The following is a 19760-nucleotide window of genomic DNA, read 5'->3' as shown; positions in this document are numbered from 1 at the left end:
ACGACGCAAACGGCTGCGGCAAAAACGAAAAACCCTCTTATCGACATGCTTATTTCCTCCTATCACAAGATCAATTTTAACGACGTGTATACGATAATTCGATAGCTTGGCCATTTCTGGACGAGCAAAAGGCGTAGTGGTTTTTTCTATGCTTGTCGTCAATCGGGATTGGGACGATTTTCTCGCGAAAATCCCTGAAAAATCAGTTGCGCGGCTTCCACGCGCGCCGATTTGATGGCTTGACCATGACTAGAAAACGGCCGAATTGCGGGGCGTGACAAATTCCGCCCGCAGCGCAGGGCGTCAATAGACGAACACCTCGGCACATCGATCAGTCGAACAGGCTCGACACGCTTTCTTCCTTCGCCGTGCGGGCGATGGCCTCGCCGATCAGAGGCCCGATCGGAATGACGCGAATATTATGCGCGCCGTTGATCGCGTCTGTCGCGCGGATCGTGTCGGTGATGACAAGTTCCTTGAGCTTCGAGGCCGCGATGCGCTCCGCCGCCGCGCCGGAAAGCACGCCATGCGTGATGTATGCGTGCACCGACTCGGCGCCGGCGGCGAGCAACGCTTCGGCGGCGTTGCACAGCGTGCCGCCCGAATCGACGATGTCGTCGACGAGGATGCAATTGTGCCCCGCCACGTCGCCGATGATGTTCATGACTTCCGACTCGCCGGCGCGTTCGCGACGCTTGTCGACGATGGCGAGCGGGGCGTCGATGCGCTTGGCGAGCGCGCGGGCGCGCACCACGCCGCCGACGTCGGGCGAAACCACCATCGTATTCTTCAGCAGCGCATGCGACTTGATGTCGGCTACCATGACCGGCGCGGCGAAGAGATTGTCGGTCGGGATATCGAAGAAGCCCTGCACCTGACCGGCGTGAAGATCGACCGTCAGGACGCGGTCGGCGCCGGCGCGGGTTATCAGATTGCTGACGAGCTTGGCCGAGATCGGCGTGCGCGGACCCTGTTTGCGATCCTGCCGGGCGTAACCGAAATAGGGAATGACCGCCGTGATGCGGCGCGCGGAGGCGCGGCGCAGCGCGTCGATCATGATCAGCAGTTCCATCAGATGGTCGTTCGCCGGAAAGGACGTAGACTGGATCACGAAAGTGTCCTGACCACGGACGTTCTCGAGAATCTCGACCCAGATTTCCTGATCGGCGAAGCGCCGCACCTGGGCGCGGCACAGGGGAATATTGAGATGCGCCGCAATCGCCTCCGCGAGCGCCCGGTTCGAGTTGCCCGCCAGAAGTTTCATCGCCGCCATCGACCCTTCCTCACCCCTTTGAAACACCGCGGCGTATTAGCAGCCGCGGCCGTCGCGAACAATATGACGTTTCCGTGGCGCCGGGTCGCGTGGGGTCCGCCGCTCATGATTGCGTCACGGACGGGTAATGTTCTAAATGTCAGTTTGCCGACGGTCGCGACACCCTTCTACCGGGTCCGGACCGTGGCGCGGGCCACACTCAACCCCGGATTTGCAGGCGCTCTCGAATATGACGGTTTGTTCCAGCGTTTCGGATCCCCTGATCCTGCCGGCGTCGCCCGGCGACACGCGCGTGGTCGTCGCCATGTCGGGCGGGGTGGATTCCAGCGTCGTGGCCGCGCTGCTCAAGGAACAGGGCTATGACGTCGTAGGCGTCACGCTGCAGCTTTACGACCATGGCGAGGCGACCCACCGCAAGGGAGCCTGCTGCGCCGGACAGGACATTCAGGACGCGCGCGCGGTGGCGGCGCGGCTCGGCATTCCGCATTTCGTGCTCGACTACGAGCGCCGCTTCCGTGAGAAGGTGATCGACGAATTCGCGGCCTCCTACGCCAGCGGCGAAACGCCGGTCCCCTGCGTCGCCTGCAACCAGTTCATCAAATTCGCCGATCTCTTCGAAACCGCGAAGGATCTCGGCGCCCATGTGCTCGCGACGGGCCACTACATCTCTTCGCGCGACGATGGCGAAGGCGGGCGCGCGCTCTACCGGGCGAAGGACGCCTCGCGCGACCAGAGCTACTTCCTCTTCGCCACGACGCGCGAGCAACTGCGCATGCTGCGCTTTCCGCTCGGCGACTACACGAAGGCCGAAGTGCGCGAAATGGCCCGCAACTACGGACTCGAGGTCGCAGACAAGCCGGACAGCCAGGACATCTGCTTCGTGCCGAGCGGCCGCTACACCGACGTTGTCGAGCGCCTGGCGCCCGACGCCGTGGTTCCCGGCGACATCGTGCATGTCGACGGCCGCGTGCTTGGCCGACACGCCGGGGTTGTGCATTACACGATCGGCCAGCGCCGCGGGCTCGGCCTTGGCACCTCCGTCGCCGGCCGCGACGCCGAGCCGCTGTTCGTCGTGCGCCTCGACGCCGCCAGGGCCGAGGTCGTGGTCGGGCCGCGCGAGGCGCTGGAAACCCGCGCCGTTGCGCTACGCGACGTGAACTGGATCGGTTCTGGCGAGTTTAACGATATGCCGCCACAGGGAATCGACATCATGGCACGCGTGCGCTCGACGCGCCCACCTGTCCCCGCCCGACTGATCGCCCGCGAGGACTCGTCCGCGACGGTGGTTTTCGCCGCCAGCGAATTCGGCGTATCGCCGGGCCAGGCCTGTGTTTTCTATGATCGCGCCGACGATGCGGCGCGCGTGCTCGGCGGCGGTTTCATCGCCGCTGTGGAGCCGGCACGTACGACAATTGCACCCATGGCGCCGCCGCGGCGCGCCGCAACTGCGCAAGGGGCGCCAAGATGAGCGAAGCACGAAATATTTATCGCGAAGCCGACGCGCTCGACAATTGCGACGTCGAGGCCGCCTATGCGCGCTGGGCGCCGATCTACGACCTGACCTTTACGGCGCTGCTGCGCCCCGGCCGCCGCGCCGCCGCCGCCGCGGCCTCGAAGGCCGACGGTCCGATTCTCGACGTGGGCGTCGGCACCGGGCTCGAACTGCCAATGTTCGAGCGCGATACGCAAATCTATGGCGTCGACCTGTCCGAGCCGATGCTGCGCCGCGCCGCCCATCGCGTGGCGCGCGAGCGGCTGGCCAATGTTCACGGCCTCGCCAAGATGGACGCGACGCGAATGGCTTTCGCCGACTCGAGCTTCGCCTGCGTCGTCGCGCCTTACGTCCTCACCGTCGCGCCGGAGCCCGAGGCGATGCTCGACGAACTCGCCCGCGTGGTGCGCCCGGGCGGGGAGATCGTGCTGGTTAACCATGTAAGCCGCAAGGACGATCCGCTCGCAGTGCTGGAGACCTTCCTCGACCGGCACGTCGCCCCCAAGCTCGGCTGGAGACCGCAGTTTCCATGGTCGACGATTGGCGACTGGATCGATCAGCGCGACGACATGACCCTCGTCGAACGCCGCCTGCTCGCGCCCTTTGGCCTTTTCACGCTGGTTCGCATCCAGCGCCTGCAGGTGGAGCCCGCAACGGAGACGGCGCCGGAGCCCGCCGAGCTGGAATACGCCTGAAGCCCACTGGCGCAAAGCCCCGGTCGTCGCTAAATTAGCAGAGCGGCGCTGCGGGGTTCGTGCAGGACTATTATTCCCCGGGGCCTTATCGATCCTTATGGGAGCTGTCCCCGGCCTTGCCCGTGGGCTTGGTCATATGGCGCCCACCTACGTTGTAGGTTCCCGGGATCGATGTCCCACGGCTCACGTGGCCCGCGCTTTCTCTTTCTTCGACGACCAGACGCCCGACCGCCATGACCGACGTGAAAACCGATCTGCGCCGGCATTCGCTCGCGCGCCGTGACCTCGTGTCGCCGCAGGAGGCGCATGAGGCGGCCGCCGCCGTCGCAAAGCGCGGCCTTGCGCTCGTCAAGGAGATCGCGAGCCAAGCCGGTTCCGCAGCGCCCGTCGTCTCGGTCTATTGGCCGATCCGCAGCGAACTCAACACGCGCCCGCTGATCGAGGCGCTTGCCGGCGACGGCTATCAGGTCGTGCTGCCGGTGATGCACAAGGTGCGTCACCCGCTCGTTTTCCGTGACTTCGCGCCTGGCGACGATCTCGTGAAAGGGCCGTTCGGCCTGTCCGAACCCGCCGACGACAAGATCGCGCGCGACCCGGACATCATTTTCTCGCCGCTCGCGGCTTTCGACCGCCGAGGTTTCCGGCTCGGATATGGCGGCGGGATCTATGATGCGACGCTCGCCGAACTGCGGCCGAAGAAAAAGGTCGTCGCCGTCGGCGTCGCCTATTCCTGCCAGGAGGCCGACCACGTGCCGACCGAGCCGCACGACCAGCGGCTCGATTATCTGATGACCGAGCGGGAACTGATCACGCCGCGCTGACGCGGCGATTCAACTCGCCTTTCCGCTCACTCCCGCGCTCTCGAATGTCGCCATGTCGCGATGGCAGGCGAGCGCTGTCTTGATGATCGCGATGGCGAGGCCGGCGCCGGAGCCCTCGCCCAGACGCATACCGAGATCGAGCAGCGGCTTCTTGCCGAGACGCTCCAGGACATCGGCATGCGCGCCCTCCGCCGACACATGACCGGCGACGCAATGCGCAATAGCGTCGGGCGTGATCGCATGCAGCAGCGCCGCCGCCGCGCAGACGACATAGCCGTCGAGCACGACCGGAATGCGGTTGAGCCGCGCGGCGGTGATCGCGCCCATCATCGCCGCAATTTCCCGCCCGCCGAGACGCCGCATGATCTCGAAGGGGTCGGAAAGATGCGGCCCGTGCAGCTTCAGCGCCGCTTCGATGGCGGCGTTCTTGCGCGCAAGACCCGTGTCATCGACGCCCGTTCCGCGCCCCGTCCAGCGCGAGGCCGGCCCGCCATAGAGCGCCGCATAAATCGCCGCCGCCACCGTCGTGTTGCCGATTCCCATCTCGCCGGGCGCGAGAAGGTCGACGCCATCCTCTATCGCCGCCGTCCCATAGGCGAAGGTCGCGGCGGCCTCGCGCTCATCCATCGCGGGCGCTTGGGTGAAATCCTGCGTCGGGCGCTCCAGCGCGAGTTCATAAACCTTCAGCCCGACGCCGTGGGTCTTGCAAATCTGGTTGATCGCCGCGCCGCCGCCGGTGAAATTCGCCACCATCTGCTCCGTGACGCTCGCCGGAAAGGCGGAGACGCCTTGCGCGACGACGCCATGGTTTGCGGCGAAGACAGCGACGAGCGGACGCTCGATCGCGGGCTGCGCCCTGCCCTGCCACGCCGCGAGCCACTCGATGATCTCCTCCAGCCGTCCAAGCGCCCCCGGCGGCTTGGTGAGCTGCGCGTCACGCGCGCGAACGGCCGCGACGCTCTCTTCGCTCGGCGCCGGAAGATTGGCGAAAAGCATGCGGATTTCTTCGAAGGGGCGGATGTCGGCGTGCATGGTTTCTCGAATTGGGAAGAGAGACCATGCCTTAATGGGTTTCAGGAGGATTTGCGAGCGTCGCTATCCTCGCGTCGCCTCGAACGCCTTCAACGCCCGATCACGCGCCTTCGCATGGTCCACGATGGGGCGCGGATAGGTCTCACCCAGTCGCACGCCCGCCGCCCGCAAGACCTCCTCCGGCGCCTCCCACGGGCAATGGATGTGGCGCGCGTCGAGCCTTGCGAGTTCCGGAACATAACGGCGCACGTAATCGCCCTCGGGATCGAATTTCTCGCCCTGCAGAACGGGATTGAACACGCGAAAATAAGGCGCGGCGTCGGCGCCGCAGCCGGCGACCCATTGCCAGCCGCCGCTATTGTTGGCGAGATCGGCGTCGACGAGCGTGTCCCAGAACCAGCGCTCACCCTCCTGCCAGGGGATCAGCAGATGCTTGACGAGAAAGCTCGCGGCGACCATGCGCGCCCGATTGTGCATGTAGCCTGTGATCCATAATTCGCGCATCGCGGCGTCGACCAGCGGATAGCCCGTCTGGCCTATGCGCCACGCCTCCAGCGCCGCGGCGTCCTCGCGCCAGGGAAAATCGCGGAACCGCTCGTCGAGCGCGCGCTCGGGCATCTGCGGATTTGCGACGAGCAGATGATGGCAGAACTCGCGCCAGCCGATTTCGCGCAAATAGGCCGCGCCTGCGTCGCCTGCGGCTTCCGTTATCTCCGCCCATATCCGCCGCGGCGAAACTTCGCCGAAATGCAGATGGGGCGACATGCGCGAGACGCCCTCGCGCGCCATGAAATCGCGGTCGATTTTGTAGTCGCGCACGCGCTTCTTCGCGAATTCGGCAAGCCGCTCGAGCGCTGCGCGTTCCCCCGCCCGCCAGGTTTCGCGCAGGCCGCCCGCCCAATCGGGTTTCGTCGGCAATAGACGCCAATCGGCCAGCGCGTCGCTCGCCGGCGGCGGCGCGGCGGTCAGTTTCTTTGGCGCCGGCAATGGCGCGTCCGGCGCCTCCGCCGCAAGACAGGCGCGCCAGAAAGGGGTGAAAACGCGGAAGGGCTCGCCCTGCTTGTTGCGCAAGCCGCCCGGCTCGAAAAGCAGCGAGCCGTTGAAGCTTTCGACCATCACGCCGCGCGCGCGCAACTGCGACTTGATTTCGCTGTCGCGACGCATCGCCCATGGCTCGTAAAGCCTGTTCCAGTAGACGGCGCCGGCGCCGGCGTCGGCCACGATATTTTCGAGCACGAACTCAGCGCGTCCGCGTCTCAGTGTGAGCGTGACGCCCAGTCGCGCAAGGTCATGCGCAAGCGCCGTCAGCGAATGATGCAGCCACCAGCGGCTCGCCGAGCCCATGCGCCATTCGCCGGCGCTTTCATCGTCGAGCACGTAAAGCGCAATAATCGGCGCGCCCGAGCGCGCCGCCGCCGTCAGCGCCGGATTGTCTGCAAGACGCAGGTCATTGCGAAACCAGACGACAGCGGGCGCGCTCATTAATGCGCTCACCCCCGCTTCGCGTGACTGATGCCGTAGAACATGTAGATCGCCAGACCGATTCCGGTCCAGATCAGCAGCCGCAACCAGGTTTCGAGAGGCAGGGCGACCATCAGCGCGAGGCAGGAGCCGATGCCGAGGATCGGCATGAACGGAATGCCCGGCGCGCGGAAGGGACGATGCATTTCGGGATGCGCGCGGCGCAAATGAATGACGGCCATGCAGACGAGGCAGAAAGCCGCAAGCGTGCCGATGCTGACCATTTCGTCGAGAATGTCGATCGGCAACAGACCGGCGGCCAGCGCGACGAAGAAGCCGATCATGATCTGGCTCACCGCCGGCGTGCGGAAGCGATCATGCAGTTTCGCGAAGACGGGCGGCAACAGACCGTCCTGCGCCATGGCGTAGAAGACGCGCGTCTGTCCGAAGAGCAGCACGAGGATCGCCGTCGTCAGACCGGCGAGCGCACCGAATTTCACGACCCATGAAATCCAGGTCTGGCCGGTGCGATCCATCGCCAGCGCAATCGGATCGGGAACGCCGAGCTCCTTGTAGTTCACGACGCCCGTCGCGACGGCCGCGACGGCGACGTAGAGAACCGTGCAGATGACGAGCGAGCCGAGAATGCCGATCGGCACGTCGCGCTGAGGCGTATGAGCCTCCTGCGCGGCCGTCGAGACGGCGTCGAACCCGATATAGGCGAAGAAGACGACGGAGGCGCCGCGCACCACGCCGCTCCAGCCGAATATGCCGAATTCGCCCTTGTTCTCGGGCACGAGCGGCGTCCAGTTGGCGAGATCGACATGCGCCGCCCCAAAAAAGATCACCAGCAGCACGACGGTGACCTTTATGGCGACGATGATGTTGTTGAAGGTCGAGGACTCCGTCGTGCCGCGCACGAGTATCATCGTCAGAAGGAAGATGATCGCCGCCGCCGGCACGTTGAAAACGCCATGCACGGTCTCCGGTGGCGCATGCGCGCTTGCATGGGCGAAATAGGCGGTGGTGAACTCGGGCGGCAGATTTATGCCAAAGCCCTGCAGCACGCGATTGAAATAGCCGGCCCATCCTACCGCGACGGTCGCGGCGCCGGCGGCGTATTCCAGCACGAGATTCCAGCCGATGATCCAGGCGAAGATCTCGCCGAGCGTCACGTAAGTGTAGGTGTAGGTGCTTCCCGCCACCGGAATGAGCGCGGCGAGTTCCGCATAGCACAGCGCCACGAAGGCGCAGGCGAGGCCGGACAGCAGGAAGGAGACCGTGACGCCGGGGCCGGCGAACTTCGCCGCCGCCGTGCCGGTGAGCACGAAAATGCCGGCGCCGATGATGCCGCCGATGCCGAGCGCCATCAGCGACCCCCAGCCAAGCGCGCGCTTGAGACCGCCGCCCTCACGTTCTGCGTCGTTTTCCGCAATGATCGCTTCCAGCGATTTCCGCGTCAGATAGTTTTTTCGCGCGACTTCGGACAAGGCCGTCGCCCTTTCGCAAATGCGCGGCGCAATTATCGTTTCGCGCCACGGGAGTGAACTCGCGCCGATTATGGTTGCGGCGCCGAAAGATACAAGCGGAAAAGGTCTAGTCCGGCTATGCGCCGACGCAAGCGGTCAACCCGCGGCGGACTCCCGTCCGTCGACATATTGCAGCACGATCTGCGCCGCGCGGGCGCTGGGGTTGTCGCCGGCCTCGCTGAGGCGTTCGCGCACCCGAGCAAAGGCCGAAAGCTGCCTCGCGCGTGCGGCGCCGTCTTCGAGCAGCGACGCGATCGCGTCGGCCAGCGCAGGCGGCGTCGCCGCCTCCTGAAGAAACTCCGGAATCGCGTTTTCGCCGATGACGAGATTGGGCAGCACGATCGAATCTACCTCGATCAGAAAACGCAACAGCGACTCGGCTGGCGAGACCTTGTAAGCGACGGCCATCGGCGCGCCGGCGAGCGCAAGCTCCAGCGTCGCGACGCCCGAGGTGACGAGCGCCGCGCGCGCATTGCGAAAGGCCGCGAATTTCTCCTGCTGCGTGATCAGGCGGGGTGCAAGCGGCCAGTCGCGTAGCGCGTCGCGCAACGTCCTCTCCATATTCGGCGCCACGGGAATGGCGACTTCGAGATCGGGACGTTCGCGCATCAGAAGCTTGAGCGTCTCGCCGTAAAGCGGCGTCATGCGCTGGACTTCCGCAACGCGCGAACCCGGAAGGACGAGGAGCAATGGCCGATCGCGCCGCGAGGCGTCGCCCGGCTCCCCGCTTTCGCTTCCTTCAAGCGGAGCGTAGCGCGTCAGTTCATCGAGCCGCTCGACCAGCGGATGACCGACATAGACGCAGCGCGGGCCGCCGAGCCGTTCATGCGCCTCGGGCTCGAAAGGCAACAGGGCCAGCACGCAATCGACATAGGCGCGCATCGCCTTCGCGCGGCCGGGGCGCCAGGCCCAGACGGTTGGGCTGACGTAATCGACGATCGGCATGCGTGGCCTCTCGCGGCGAACCTTGCGCGCGACGCGATGGGTGAAATCAGGCGCGTCGATGAGAACGAGACAATCCGCTTGCGCGGCTATGACCGCGCGCGCCGTTTCATTGATGCGCGCGATGAGTTTGGGGAGGCGCCGAATCACGGGCGCGAGCCCCATCACAGCAATATCGGCAAGCGGAAAGAGGGAAACGAGCCCCTCTCGCGCCATCGCCTCGCCGCCGACGCCAATGAAACTCGCGTCAGGCCGCGCGACGCGAAGCGCGCGCATCAAAGCCGCGCCGAGCGCGTCGCCCGAGGCTTCGCCAGCGATCAGAAAAATGCGCGGAGCTTTCACGCGTCGTCGCCGCGCGCGCGTGGCGCGCAAAGCGGGCGCGTAGACGGAGCCCGCAGAAAATCGATGATCTGCGCAACGTCGGCGTCGCCCGCGAAGGCTGCGGCGACCTCGTCGATGCGCTCGGTGAGCGCCCGCGCATCGTCTCTCGCAAAGAGCCGGCGATAGGCTTCACGCAGACGGGCGATGCGCTCATTCGAAAAACCGCGCCGTCGAACGCCGACCAGATTGACGCCGAAGAGATGCGCGCGATTGCCGCCCGCGAGACCGAAAGGAATCACGTCGCCCTCGACGCCCGCCAGCCCGCCGACGAAGACATACGCGCCGACGCGCACATTCTGGTGCACGGCCGTGCCGCCGCCGATCATCGCATGGTCGCCAATCTCGACATGGCCGCCAAGCAACGTCTGGTTCGACAGCACGACGCCGTCCCCGAGGCGGCAATCATGCGCGACATGCGAATAGGCGAGGAAGACGCAGCGCGCGCCGACCAGTGTGCCTGCGCCAACGCCGGCGTTGATCGTCACGCCCTCGCGCACAACACAGTCATCGCCGATCGTCACCGCGCCCTCGGCCAGCGCGGCCTTGAGATCCTGTGACGGCGTTCCGATCGAAACGAAGGGAAAGATACGCGCGCCCGCGCCGATGCGCGAGCGCCCCGAAATCACGACATGGGATTGGAGAACGGCTCCGGCGCCGATCTCGACGCTCGCGCCAACATGACAGAAAGGCCCGATGACGACGCCGTCATGCAGGCGGGCGCCGTCCTCGACGATTGCGGTGGGATGGAGCGTCGCGCTCATTCTTCTCTGATGCGCTGCGCGCGTCAGACCCCCATCATGGCGCTGATGGTCGCTTCGGCGACAAGCACGCCATCGACCATCGCACGGCCCTGATACCACCAGATGTTTCGCTTCTGCGCCGTCTTGGTCATGTGGAATTCGACACGGTCGCCCGGCGTCACGGGCTTGCGGAACTTCGCATTGTCGATCGTCATGAAATAGACGAGCTTCGGTTTCTCCATCTCGCCCTGCGCGCGCATGACGATGACGCCGGCCGTCTGCGCCATCGCCTCGATGAGCAGCACGCCCGGCATCACCGGCCGCTCGGGGAAATGGCCCATGAACTGCGGCTCATTGATGGTGATGTTCTTGACGCCCACGCAGGATTCGTCGCCGCGAATGTCGACGATGCGATCGACAAGCAGAAACGGATAACGGTGCGGCAGACAGCGCATGATCTGCAATATGTCGGCGCTCTCCAGCGTCGCGCCGGCGGCTGTCTCAGTCATATTTTTCCTCCCCGATGAAACCGCGGGCGACTGCCGCGCCCTTGCCGGTTGTATTACATCGGTCTGTCCCGCCGCGCCATTTTGTCGAGCATGGCTTCCGCGCGCAAATGCCGGCGCAAAGGCCGGGCGGGGGAGCCGCCAAAGCGCGCGCCGGGCGGGACGTCGCGCATGACGCCGGATTTCGCCGCAATGGCGGCGCCCTCACCGATCGTCAAGTGGCCGGCGATCGCGGATTGGCCGCCCAGCGCGACAAAATCGCCGATCTCGCAGGAGCCCGCTATGCCCGTCTGCGCGACGATGGCGCAGAAACGGCCGATCACGACATTGTGGCCAATCTGCACGAGATTATCGATCTTCGTGCCCTCGCCGATGATCGTGTCGCGCGTCGCGCCGCGGTCGATCGTTGTGTTGGCGCCGATTTCGACGTCGTCCTGGACGATGACGCGCCCCAGTTGCGGCGTCTTTAGATAGCCTTTTTGCGTCGGCGCAAAACCGAAGCCGTCCTGCCCGAGCCGCGCGCCGGGATGAATGATGACGCGATTGCCGACGAGCGCGCAAATGAGACTGGCGTGCGCCCCGATGGAACAGTCGCGGCCGATACGGACGTGCGGCCCGACGACCGCATGTGGTCCGATAGTCGTGCCGGAGCCGATTTCCGCGCGCGGGCCGATGAAAGCGCCGGGATCGACAGTGACGCCAGGCTCCAGCCGCGCCTCCGGATGAACGACGGCGCCGGGCGACACTCCGCTGGCGGCAAACAGCGAGCCTGGACGCAACGCCTGCGGAAAGAGCAGCCCCATCGCGCGCGTGATGGCCCGGTATGGCTGCTCGACAACGAGGCCGATGACGCCCTCAGGCAGAAGCGGAAGATGCCGTTCACGCAGAAAACAGGCGGTGGCGCGACAGCAGGAAAGCGCCTCGGCGTAGCGCGACGAATCGAAGAAACACAGATCGCCGGCGCGAGCCGCCTCCAGCGGAGCCACGCCTGTGACGACCGCCGATGCGGGCGACTGGTCGGCGTTGCGGATTTCCGCCTCCGTCGCTTCGGCAATTTCGGCGAGCGTGAACGGACGGGACAATTGGAAGAAGGCGACGGCGCTCATGCGCGCCGCTCTTTTGGGGCGGCGCCGGAGGCAATCGCAGGCGCGGAGATAAGATTGGCGCATGCGCCGGCGGGCGGCTGCGCAAGGCAAACCGCTCGCCGGGCGCTTTTGGCCCGACGAGCTTTGCTGAGCATCAGAAGTTCGTGCCGCCAGTGAAGCGGAAGTTCTGCGTGATGTCGCCATAGACCTTCGACGTCACGACCGCATAGTCGAAGCGGATCGGGCCCATCGGAGAATTCCACAACAGCGACGCGCCGACCGACGAACGAAGCTTCATCGAGTCGGATACGGGGATCACACAGGTTCCGACGCCGAAGGCGGCCTGCGCCGAATAAGGCGCAAGGCAGGTGACGCCCGGAATGGTCGGCAGATTGTTGCTGTAGTTGGTGCGCCCCTGGAAGTTCCAGAGCGTGCCAGCGTCGGCGAACAGCGCGCCTCTCAGACCAAGATCCTTCGGCAGGCCCCACAGCGGGAACTGCACTTCGAGCGACCCGCCGAAGTAATCGGAGCCGCCGAGGGAGTTGCCCCGGTTATTGTTGAAGCTGGTGAAGATATTCGAGTCGCGCGGACCAATGCCGCCCGGCGCGAAGCCGCGAACGAGGCTCGGGCCGAGGTTGAAGTTGTCCTGAATGCGCGGCGTATATCCGCCGAAGGTCGAGAGGTCGCCGCCCTGGACGCGGGCAATGCCGACAACATCGTCGAGATAGGGGATCTCGTGGAAGTAGCGGATGTCGCCGGTGGTGCGCAGGTAACGCGAATCGCCGCCGACACCGGCCACGTCCTGCGACAGGGTCGCATGCCAGCCGTTGTGCGGGTTCTTGAAGTTGTCGACATTGTCGAAGGTCAGCGAATAGCCGACCAGCGACGTCAGCAGCGTGCCCTGCGATTCCTTGATCGCCAGCGACGCTTCTCCGTTCGTCTGACAGTTGATGAAGAGGCTCGGCTCCGGGAAGAAGGGCGAGAAGCCAGGCGTCAGACCCGGGACCGGCGACCAACAGTCGTTATAGGGACGGCTCCAGTTATTCGGGATCGAGATCGTCGTCTGATAGATCGAATAATGGGGCGAGAAGGTCAGCTCGTCCGTGATCGGAACGCCGAAGCGGATCGTGCCGCCGACCGAGGTCGAGCTGTAGATCGAGTAGTTGTAGGCGTCCATGCGCTTGGCGAAGACGTCGAAACCCGCCGCGATGCGCTGGTCAAGGAAGTAAGGCTCGGTGAAGCTGAAGGTCACGCCGCGCGACAGCTGACCCGCCTGCACGGACATGCGCACGGCCTGGCCGCGGCCCATGAAGTTGCTTTCGGAGACCGACACTTCGGCGATGAAGCCCTGAGTCGTCGAATAGCCGCCGGAGACGCCGAAGTTGCCCGTCGGCTGATCTTCCACGTCGACATTCACGATCACGCGGTCGGGCGACGAGCCCGGCTCATTGGTGATCTTGACCTTCTTGAAGTAGCCGAGGCCGTTGAGGCGGCGCTCGGCGCGGTCGATCAGCACGCGATTATAGGCGTCGCCCTCGCCGATCTCGAATTCGCGGCGAATGACATAGTCGCGCGTGCGGGTGTTGCCGCGGATGTTGATGCGCTCGATGTAGACGCGCGGACCCTCGTCGAGAACGAAGCGGATCGCGACGGTCTGGGCGGCCGGATTGCGCTCGCCGCGCGGACGCGCCTGAGTGAAGGCGTACCCCTTCTTGGCGATTTCGCGGGTCAGCGCCTCGACCGACTTCTCGACTGCGTCGCCATTGTAGACGTCGCCGGCGGAGATGCGGAGCACGTCGTTCAGCGAGGCGGCGTCCACGTCGGGCAGATGCGATTCGACATCGACCGACGACACGCGATATTGCGGGCCTTCCTCGACAACGATGGTGATGATGTAGCCGCCCTGCGCGGGATCAAACTGCGCGTCGGAGCTCACCACGCGGAAGTCGGCATAGCCGTTCTTGAGATAGAAGCGGCGGACGAGTTCGAGATCCGACGCGATGCGATCGGGATCATAGACGTCGCTGGACTTCAGGAACGACAGGAAATTCATTTCTGTCGTCTCCATCATGCCGACGAGCCGGCGCGTGGAGTAGACGTTGTTGCCGACGAACTTGATCTCCTTGACGCCGGTCTTGTCGCCCTCGACGATGGTGAAGACGACATCGATGCGGCCATTCGGCAGATCGACAGTGCGATAGGAGACTTTCGCGGCCGCGCGACCCGAGCGGCGGTAGATTTCCGTCAGACGCGCAACGTCCGACTCCGCGGTCGCGGGGCTGAACGCGGTGCGGGCGCGCGTGCGCAACTCAGGCAGAAGATTCTCGGTCTTGACCTTGCTGTTGCCCTCGAGAGCGACGCGGTTGATCATATTGCCTTCGGAAACGCGCACCACGACCTTGCCGCCCTGGCGGCTAGCGGAAACGCTCGAAAAACGCCCGCTCGCCCGCAGCGCCTCGAGGCCCTGATCGATCTCGGCGGGGCTTGTTCCGGTAAAGTAAGAACGAATCATTTCAGCGTCGGCGCGCGTATTGCCCTGCACGATTATTTCCGGCGCCGCGGCGGCGGGAGCGGCGCAGGCGAGCAGGACCGCGAACGCCGCGATCAAAAGTGACGAAGATTTCCAAATGCCGCTGATGGATTGCATAAAAGCCGGTCCTCGTCGCAACGACCGCCGCCCATGGCGCGGCGCGATGTTCCACTGTTTTGGCGCGCTGGCGAGCCGCGCTCCTACTGGTCCGTCGAATCTTCTACAGGGTTTAACCAACCCTGCAAATCCAGAATAAATGGTGTTTTAGCAATTTGTCGAAGGCGTGACGCCAAAGCCACGATTCATGGTCAGCACCTGGTTAACAACCGATCTTTCGTGCGTCGAAAACGCAGAAAAGCCGCGCCCCGAAAGGCGCGGCCAGACAGTATTTGCGTCGAAAAGTGGCGGAAAGACGGTTATGATGCGCCGCCCGCCAGTCTGTGGATGAGGCGAGCGATGTCATTATAGGTCGAGAAGATCATCAATGCGCCGACCATCGCGAGGCCGACCCGGAAGGCGAACTCCTGCGCGCGCTCGTTCAGCGCCCTGCCGCGCACCGCCTCGATGCCGAAGAACAGCAGATGCCCTCCGTCCAGCAGTGGCACTGGCATCAGATTGAGCAGGCCTATCGAGACAGAGAGGATCGCGATGAGGTTCATGAACGGCGCAATGCCGACCTTGGTGGCCGCCTTCGCCATCTGACCCGACATCTGCGCTATGCCGATCGGGCCGGACAACTGGTCGGCGCTCTCGCGCCCCGTGATCAGCCCGCCGACATAGACGCCTGTGCGATGCACGACCTGCCAGGTCTCGTCGACGGCCATCGCCAGCGACTGGAGCGGCCCATACCGCTCCTCGCGCACGTCGGCGGCCGCGGTCGAGGCCTGCAGGCCAAGCATGCCGATGCGGACCTTGCCCACCGCGCTGTCGATTTCACGCCAGGCGGGGATCGCCGGGAACGTCAGCTCCGCGCCGTTGCGGCGAATAACGAAAATCAGCTTCCTGTCGGCGGAGACGGAGACGATCTCCTGCATCTTGCCAAAACTGTCGATCGGCGTCCCGTCAATCGACACGACCAGGTCGCCCGGCTGGAAGCCTGCCGCCTGCCCCGCCCCGCCGGCGACGACGGAGCCGACGCGCGGCGCGAGCACCGTACGGCCATAAAACCCGAACAACGCCGCGAAAATCGCGATCGCCAGCAGGAAATTCGCGAACGGGCCAGCGAAGACGATTGCCGAACGCTTCCAGACCGGCTGTGCGGCGAAGGTCACCGCCCTCTCGGCCGCAGGCATGGCGTTCACGGCTTCCGGGTCCGGCACGCTGGCGCCATTGGCGTCGCCGTGGAATTTCACATAACCGCCGAGCGGTATGGCCGCGATCCGCCACCGCGTGCCGAGACGGTCGACGCGCGACCAGAGCTCCGGCCCGAAGCCGATCGAAAAGGCGTCGACCTGCACGCCGCACCAGCGCCCGACGATGAAATGGCCGTATTCATGAATGAAGACGACCACGCTGAGCACGAGGACGAAGGGGACGACGTAGGTCACGAAAGTCATCAACAGGTCCAGCACGTCTCGCCTCCGAACGCTCTCGCTTGGGCCAAACCCTCGCCGGCGCTCGGCGTGGATTGGTTACTAAAGCGTTAACATGCCTGAAGCCGCGGCCACGGCCAAGACCGTCCGCGACCTTTCTCTGACAATATGGTCAATGGCGAGCGCATCTTCCACACTTGCCGGCTCGCGGGCCGTGCCGTCGCGCAGCGCCGCCTCGCAGGCTCCCGCGACATGCCCGGCGATTCCTGCGAAGGGGATGCGCCGGTCGAGGAAGGCCTCGACCGCAATCTCATTGGCTGCGTTGAGCACGGTGGGCAGGCCGCCGCCATTGGCGAGGGCGTCGAGCGCCAGGCGCAGGGCCGGAAAACGTTCAAAATCAGGGGCTTCGAAGGTGAGCGCGGCGATCTTCGCGAAATCGAGCCGCGGCGCGGGCGTGGTCAGGCGATCGGGATAACCGAGACAATGAGCGATCGGCACGCGCATGTCCGGCGGGGCCATGCCAGCCGTCACCGAGCCGTCGGTGAAGGCCACGAGGCCGTGGACGATCGACTGAGGGTGCACGACAACCTCGAGCTTCTCAGCCGGAACGTCGAAAAGGTGATGCGCCTCGATAAGCTCGAGTCCCTTGTTCATCAGGCCCGCCGAGTCGATCGTAACTTTCGGCCCCATCGCCCAGTTGGGGTGGTTGAGCGCCTCCTCCACCGACGCGGCGGCGATGCGCTCCCTGCTCCAGGTCCGGAAGGGACCGCCGGACGCCGTGACGATCATGCGCTCGATGCGCGCGGGATCCTCCCCGCCCAGCGCCTGGAAAATGGCGTTGTGCTCGCTGTCGACCGGCAGCAGCCGGACCTTCATCTTTTTCGCCATGCGCATGAAGGGAACGCCGGCGCAGACGAGACATTCCTTGTTGGCGAGCGCAACGTCGCGGCCTGCGGAAAGCGCCGCATATGTCGGCTCGACCCCCGCCGCCCCGACGATCGCCGAAACGACCAGATCGCATTCGCGCACCGCCGCCTCTATCACCGCCTCGCGGCCGGCTGCGACCTGCGTATTGGTGTCGGACAGCGCCTCCTTGAGCTCCGCATAGGCGCTTTCGTCGCGGATCGCGGCGAATTCGGCCTTCGTCACGCGAGCGACGCGGGCGAGTTCGGCGGCGTTGGCGCCGCCGGCGACCGCCACGACCGAAAAGCCTTCGGGATCACGTTCGAGAAGGTCGACCGTCGAGCGTCCGATCGAGCCGGTAGCGCCGAGGAGAACGATGCGGCGCGGCGCGCGCGCGCTCATGTCGGAATGTCCGTTGCCCAAAGCCATCTTTTACTCGCTTACCAGAAGAACAGGCCGGCGGCCGCCGACGGGTCGCCCCGCAACAAGCCGAGAGCGGCCGCGAAGACGCTGGCGAAAATGAATCCGTCGAGCCGGTCCATCACCCCGCCATGGCCAGGGATGAGCTGGCTCGAGTCCTTCACCCCGAAGCGGCGCTTGACCGAGGATTCGAAAAGGTCGCCGATCTGCGAAACGGCGGCCGCGACGAGGCCGACAAGGAAGGTCTGGACGCTCGCGAGCGCCGGACCGCCGACGAAATAGGCCGTGGCGAGGCCGAGCGCCGCGCCGCTCAGCACGCCCGTTATCGTGCCCGACCAGGTCTTGCCGGCTGATACGCGCGGCCAGAGCTTCGGCCCGCCGATCAGCCGCCCGCCAAAATAGGCGAAAATATCGGTGCCCCACACCACCGCGAAAAGGAAAGCGATGGAAAGCAGCCCGAAGTCGGGCGACTCGCGGAGGAGACAGACGGAAAAAGCCAGCGCCCCGGCGTAGACCACCCCTGCCCCGGCCCAGACGCGCCGCTCCGGCCCTGCCAGAATGGCGGCGACAAGCGCGAAGAGCGCGATCTCGGCGGCGGCTACGCCCGCCATTCCAACGCGCCCGAACGCGGCCGCGGCCGCGGCGGCCGCGCCGCCCGCCACGACCCGCGCCAGACGCCGTTCGCCGCCGATCAGTCCCTGCCATTCCCAGTTGATCGCCAGAGCGGCGGCCAGCCAGAACAGGGCGAAAACATCGCCGCCGGCATACAGGGTGAAGGCCGCCGCGGCCACCAGCACCACGGCCGACGCGACGCGCGGTCCGAGGTCGGCGAAGCCGCCGCGCGGCGCAGGCGCGCTGCTCGAGGGGGGCGTCATGACGCGGTCGTCGCGCTGCGCGCGGGTTGGACGCGGCCGAAGCGCCGGTCGCGATGCTTGTATTCGGCAATAGCGGCGACAAGCGCTGCGTGGTCGAAATCCGGCCAGAGGATCGGCAGGAACACGAACTCCGCGTACGCCGCCTGCCACAGAAGAAAGTTCGACAGGCGCTGCTCACCCGAGGTGCGGATGATGAGGTCCGGGTCGGGAATGTCCGCCGTGTCGAGACGGGCCGCAATCGCGTCGGCGTCGATCTTTTCAGGGTCGAGCCGACCTTCGGCCACCATTTCCGCCAGAGCGCGCGCCGCCGCCGCGATCTCCTGCCGCGCGCCGTAATTGAAGGCGACGACGAGCGTAAGGCCGGTGTTGGCCTGCGTCACCTGCTCCGCCTCGCGCAGCAGGTCGGCGATCTCCGGAGCGAGGTCGGCCCGCGCGCCGATGACGCGCACGCGGACATTATTGCCATGGAGTTCGGCGAGATCGTTGCGGATGAAGCGGTGCAGCAGGCCAAGCAGGCTCTGCACCTCTTCTCGGGGACGCGCCCAGTTCTCGGCCGAGAAGGAATAGACGGTGAGATAGGAGATCTTGAGGTCGATCGCCGCGCGCACGGCGCGGCGCAACGCCTCGACGCCGCGGCGGTGACCCTCGAAGCGCGGCAGGCCGCGCGCCGCCGCCCAGCGGCCGTTACCGTCCATGATGAGAGCGACATGCCGAGGCGCCGCCCCGATTTCCGGGGCGGTCGTCGCCATCTCCAAAAAATCACTTTCCGCCATCGTTGCGTTCCGAATCGCCGTCCGATCTTAGCAAAGGATGGCGTATTGCCACGCTTCAGACTTGCATGATTTCCTTTTCCTTGGCGGCCAGCGCGGCGTCGATCTCCTTCACCGCCTCGTCGGTCGCCTTCTGGACCTCGGTTTCGTGCCTTTTCTCGTCATCCTCGGGGATGGCGTGATCCTTCAGCAATTTCTTGAGGATGTCGAGCCCGTCGCGGCGCACGTGGCGCACGGCGACGCGCGCGTCCTCGGCATATTTGTGGGCCACTTTCACGAGCTCCTTGCGGCGCTGCTCGTTCAGTTCGGGCATGCGGATGCGCAGCATCTGCCCTTCGACGGTCGGCTGCAGGCCGAGATTGGCCTCGCGAATCGCCTTGTCGACGGCGATCACCAGCGCCTTGTCCCACACCTGCACGGAGAGCATCCGCGGCTCCGGGACGCTGATCGTCGCGACCTGATTGAGCGGCGAATGCTGGCCATATGCGTCGACATGCACCGGCTCGAGCAGGCTCGCAGAAGCGCGGCCCGTGCGCAGGCCGCCGAACTCGTGCTTGAGCGTCGCGATCGCGCCCTGCATCCGGCGCTTCAAATCCGCGAGATCGAATTTCTCCGTCATGATCTCCACAACCTGTCTTTGGTCGCCGGCGGCGTCAAGAACGGCCCGCCGTCGTGTTAATCCCGCCAAACGGCGATTTTCCCGCAACGCGCCCCGCTGGACAATGACGCGCGCCAGCCGTCCGCCTGGCCGGGGAGCCCCTTATTGCATGTTT

Annotated in this window: 17 protein-coding genes and 1 other RNA gene; 4 read left to right on the top strand and 14 right to left on the bottom strand. The window is 65.5% G+C overall.

What is annotated here, in order from left to right; genetic code table 11:
- Positions 1–331: 331 nt before the first annotated feature.
- Positions 332–1264, bottom strand: coding sequence for a ribose-phosphate pyrophosphokinase (locus LG047_RS17655; RefSeq protein WP_227968526.1), 933 nt, complete (start codon positions 1262–1264; stop codon positions 332–334).
- Positions 1265–1502: 238 nt separating this feature from the next.
- Between LG047_RS17655 and mnmA the strand changes: the two genes are divergently transcribed.
- The 4 genes from mnmA (at position 1503) to LG047_RS17635 (ending at position 4281) form a co-directional block, all read left to right on the top strand.
- Positions 1503–2741: a tRNA 2-thiouridine(34) synthase MnmA gene (gene mnmA / locus LG047_RS17650; protein WP_227968016.1), complete on the top strand. Its 1239-nt coding sequence runs from the start codon at positions 1503–1505 to the stop codon at positions 2739–2741.
- Positions 2738–3460, top strand: a complete 723-nt coding sequence (locus LG047_RS17645) for a class I SAM-dependent methyltransferase (protein ID WP_227968015.1) — start codon at positions 2738–2740, stop codon at positions 3458–3460. The genes mnmA and LG047_RS17645 overlap by 4 nt, the downstream gene beginning before the upstream one ends.
- 42 nt (positions 3461–3502) lie before the next feature.
- Positions 3503–3657, top strand: a non-coding RNA gene (gene ssrS, locus LG047_RS17640) — 6S RNA.
- 36 nt (positions 3658–3693) lie between these two features.
- Positions 3694–4281: a 5-formyltetrahydrofolate cyclo-ligase gene (locus tag LG047_RS17635; protein WP_227968014.1), complete on the top strand. Its 588-nt coding sequence runs from the start codon at positions 3694–3696 to the stop codon at positions 4279–4281.
- A 9-nt stretch (positions 4282–4290) separates the two neighbouring features.
- On the opposite strand, the gene cobT is transcribed toward LG047_RS17635, so the two are convergent.
- The 13 genes from cobT to frr all read right to left on the bottom strand — a co-directional run bounded on the left by cobT (position 4291) and on the right by frr (position 19606).
- Entirely contained in the window at positions 4291–5313 is a 1023-nt protein-coding gene (cobT, locus tag LG047_RS17630; protein ID WP_227968013.1) for a nicotinate-nucleotide--dimethylbenzimidazole phosphoribosyltransferase, read from the bottom strand.
- Positions 5314–5376: 63 nt separating this feature from the next.
- Positions 5377–6795 carry a deoxyribodipyrimidine photo-lyase gene (locus LG047_RS17625; RefSeq protein WP_227968012.1) on the bottom strand — a complete coding sequence of 473 codons (1419 nt, stop codon included), beginning with the start codon at positions 6793–6795 and terminating at the stop codon, positions 5377–5379.
- Positions 6796–6803: 8 nt separating this feature from the next.
- Positions 6804–8264, bottom strand: a complete 1461-nt coding sequence (locus tag LG047_RS17620) for an amino acid permease (RefSeq protein ID WP_227968011.1) — start codon at positions 8262–8264, stop codon at positions 6804–6806.
- A gap of 135 nt (positions 8265–8399) precedes the next feature.
- A complete protein-coding gene (gene lpxB, locus LG047_RS17615; protein WP_227968010.1) occupies positions 8400–9587 on the bottom strand; it encodes a lipid-A-disaccharide synthase in 1188 nt (395 codons plus the stop codon).
- The gene (gene lpxA, locus LG047_RS17610; RefSeq protein ID WP_227968009.1) at positions 9584–10387 is read right to left on the bottom strand and encodes an acyl-ACP--UDP-N-acetylglucosamine O-acyltransferase; all 804 of its coding nucleotides are present in this window, start codon (positions 10385–10387) and stop codon (positions 9584–9586) included. The genes lpxB and lpxA overlap by 4 nt, the downstream gene beginning before the upstream one ends.
- A gap of 23 nt (positions 10388–10410) precedes the next feature.
- Complete coding sequence (gene fabZ / locus LG047_RS17605) at positions 10411–10875, bottom strand: 3-hydroxyacyl-ACP dehydratase FabZ (RefSeq protein WP_227968008.1); 465 nt, start codon at positions 10873–10875, stop codon at positions 10411–10413.
- Positions 10876–10928: 53 nt separating this feature from the next.
- Positions 10929–11978: a UDP-3-O-(3-hydroxymyristoyl)glucosamine N-acyltransferase gene (lpxD, locus tag LG047_RS17600; protein WP_227968007.1), complete on the bottom strand. Its 1050-nt coding sequence runs from the start codon at positions 11976–11978 to the stop codon at positions 10929–10931.
- 133 nt (positions 11979–12111) lie between these two features.
- On the bottom strand, positions 12112–14604 hold the full coding sequence (bamA, locus tag LG047_RS17595) for an outer membrane protein assembly factor BamA (protein ID WP_227968006.1): 2493 nt from the start codon (positions 14602–14604) through the stop codon (positions 12112–12114).
- Between the two features lie 299 nt (positions 14605–14903).
- Positions 14904–16043 carry an RIP metalloprotease RseP gene (rseP, locus tag LG047_RS17590; RefSeq protein ID WP_192815613.1) on the bottom strand — a complete coding sequence of 380 codons (1140 nt, stop codon included), beginning with the start codon at positions 16041–16043 and terminating at the stop codon, positions 14904–14906.
- Between the two features lie 78 nt (positions 16044–16121).
- Positions 16122–17351, bottom strand: a complete 1230-nt coding sequence (gene dxr / locus LG047_RS17585; RefSeq protein ID WP_227968005.1) for a 1-deoxy-D-xylulose-5-phosphate reductoisomerase — start codon at positions 17349–17351, stop codon at positions 16122–16124.
- Positions 17352–17362: 11 nt separating this feature from the next.
- Positions 17363–18217 (bottom strand): CDP-archaeol synthase, encoded by an 855-nt coding sequence (locus tag LG047_RS17580; protein ID WP_036280285.1) that lies wholly within the window; start codon positions 18215–18217, stop codon positions 17363–17365.
- Complete coding sequence (locus LG047_RS17575; RefSeq protein ID WP_227968004.1) at positions 18214–18990, bottom strand: isoprenyl transferase; 777 nt, start codon at positions 18988–18990, stop codon at positions 18214–18216. Before LG047_RS17575 ends, LG047_RS17580 begins: the two co-directional genes overlap by 4 nt.
- A 55-nt stretch (positions 18991–19045) precedes the next feature.
- Positions 19046–19606, bottom strand: coding sequence for a ribosome recycling factor (gene frr, locus LG047_RS17570; RefSeq protein ID WP_036286581.1), 561 nt, complete (start codon positions 19604–19606; stop codon positions 19046–19048).
- Between the last annotated feature and the right edge of the window lie 154 nt (positions 19607–19760).

It is taken from the genome of Methylocystis sp. WRRC1 (assembly GCF_020733155.1).
In the GTDB taxonomy this organism is placed as follows: domain Bacteria; phylum Pseudomonadota; class Alphaproteobacteria; order Rhizobiales; family Beijerinckiaceae; genus Methylocystis.
Note: the sequence above shows the minus strand (reverse complement) of the source record. Positions and strands in the feature narration are given on the sequence as shown.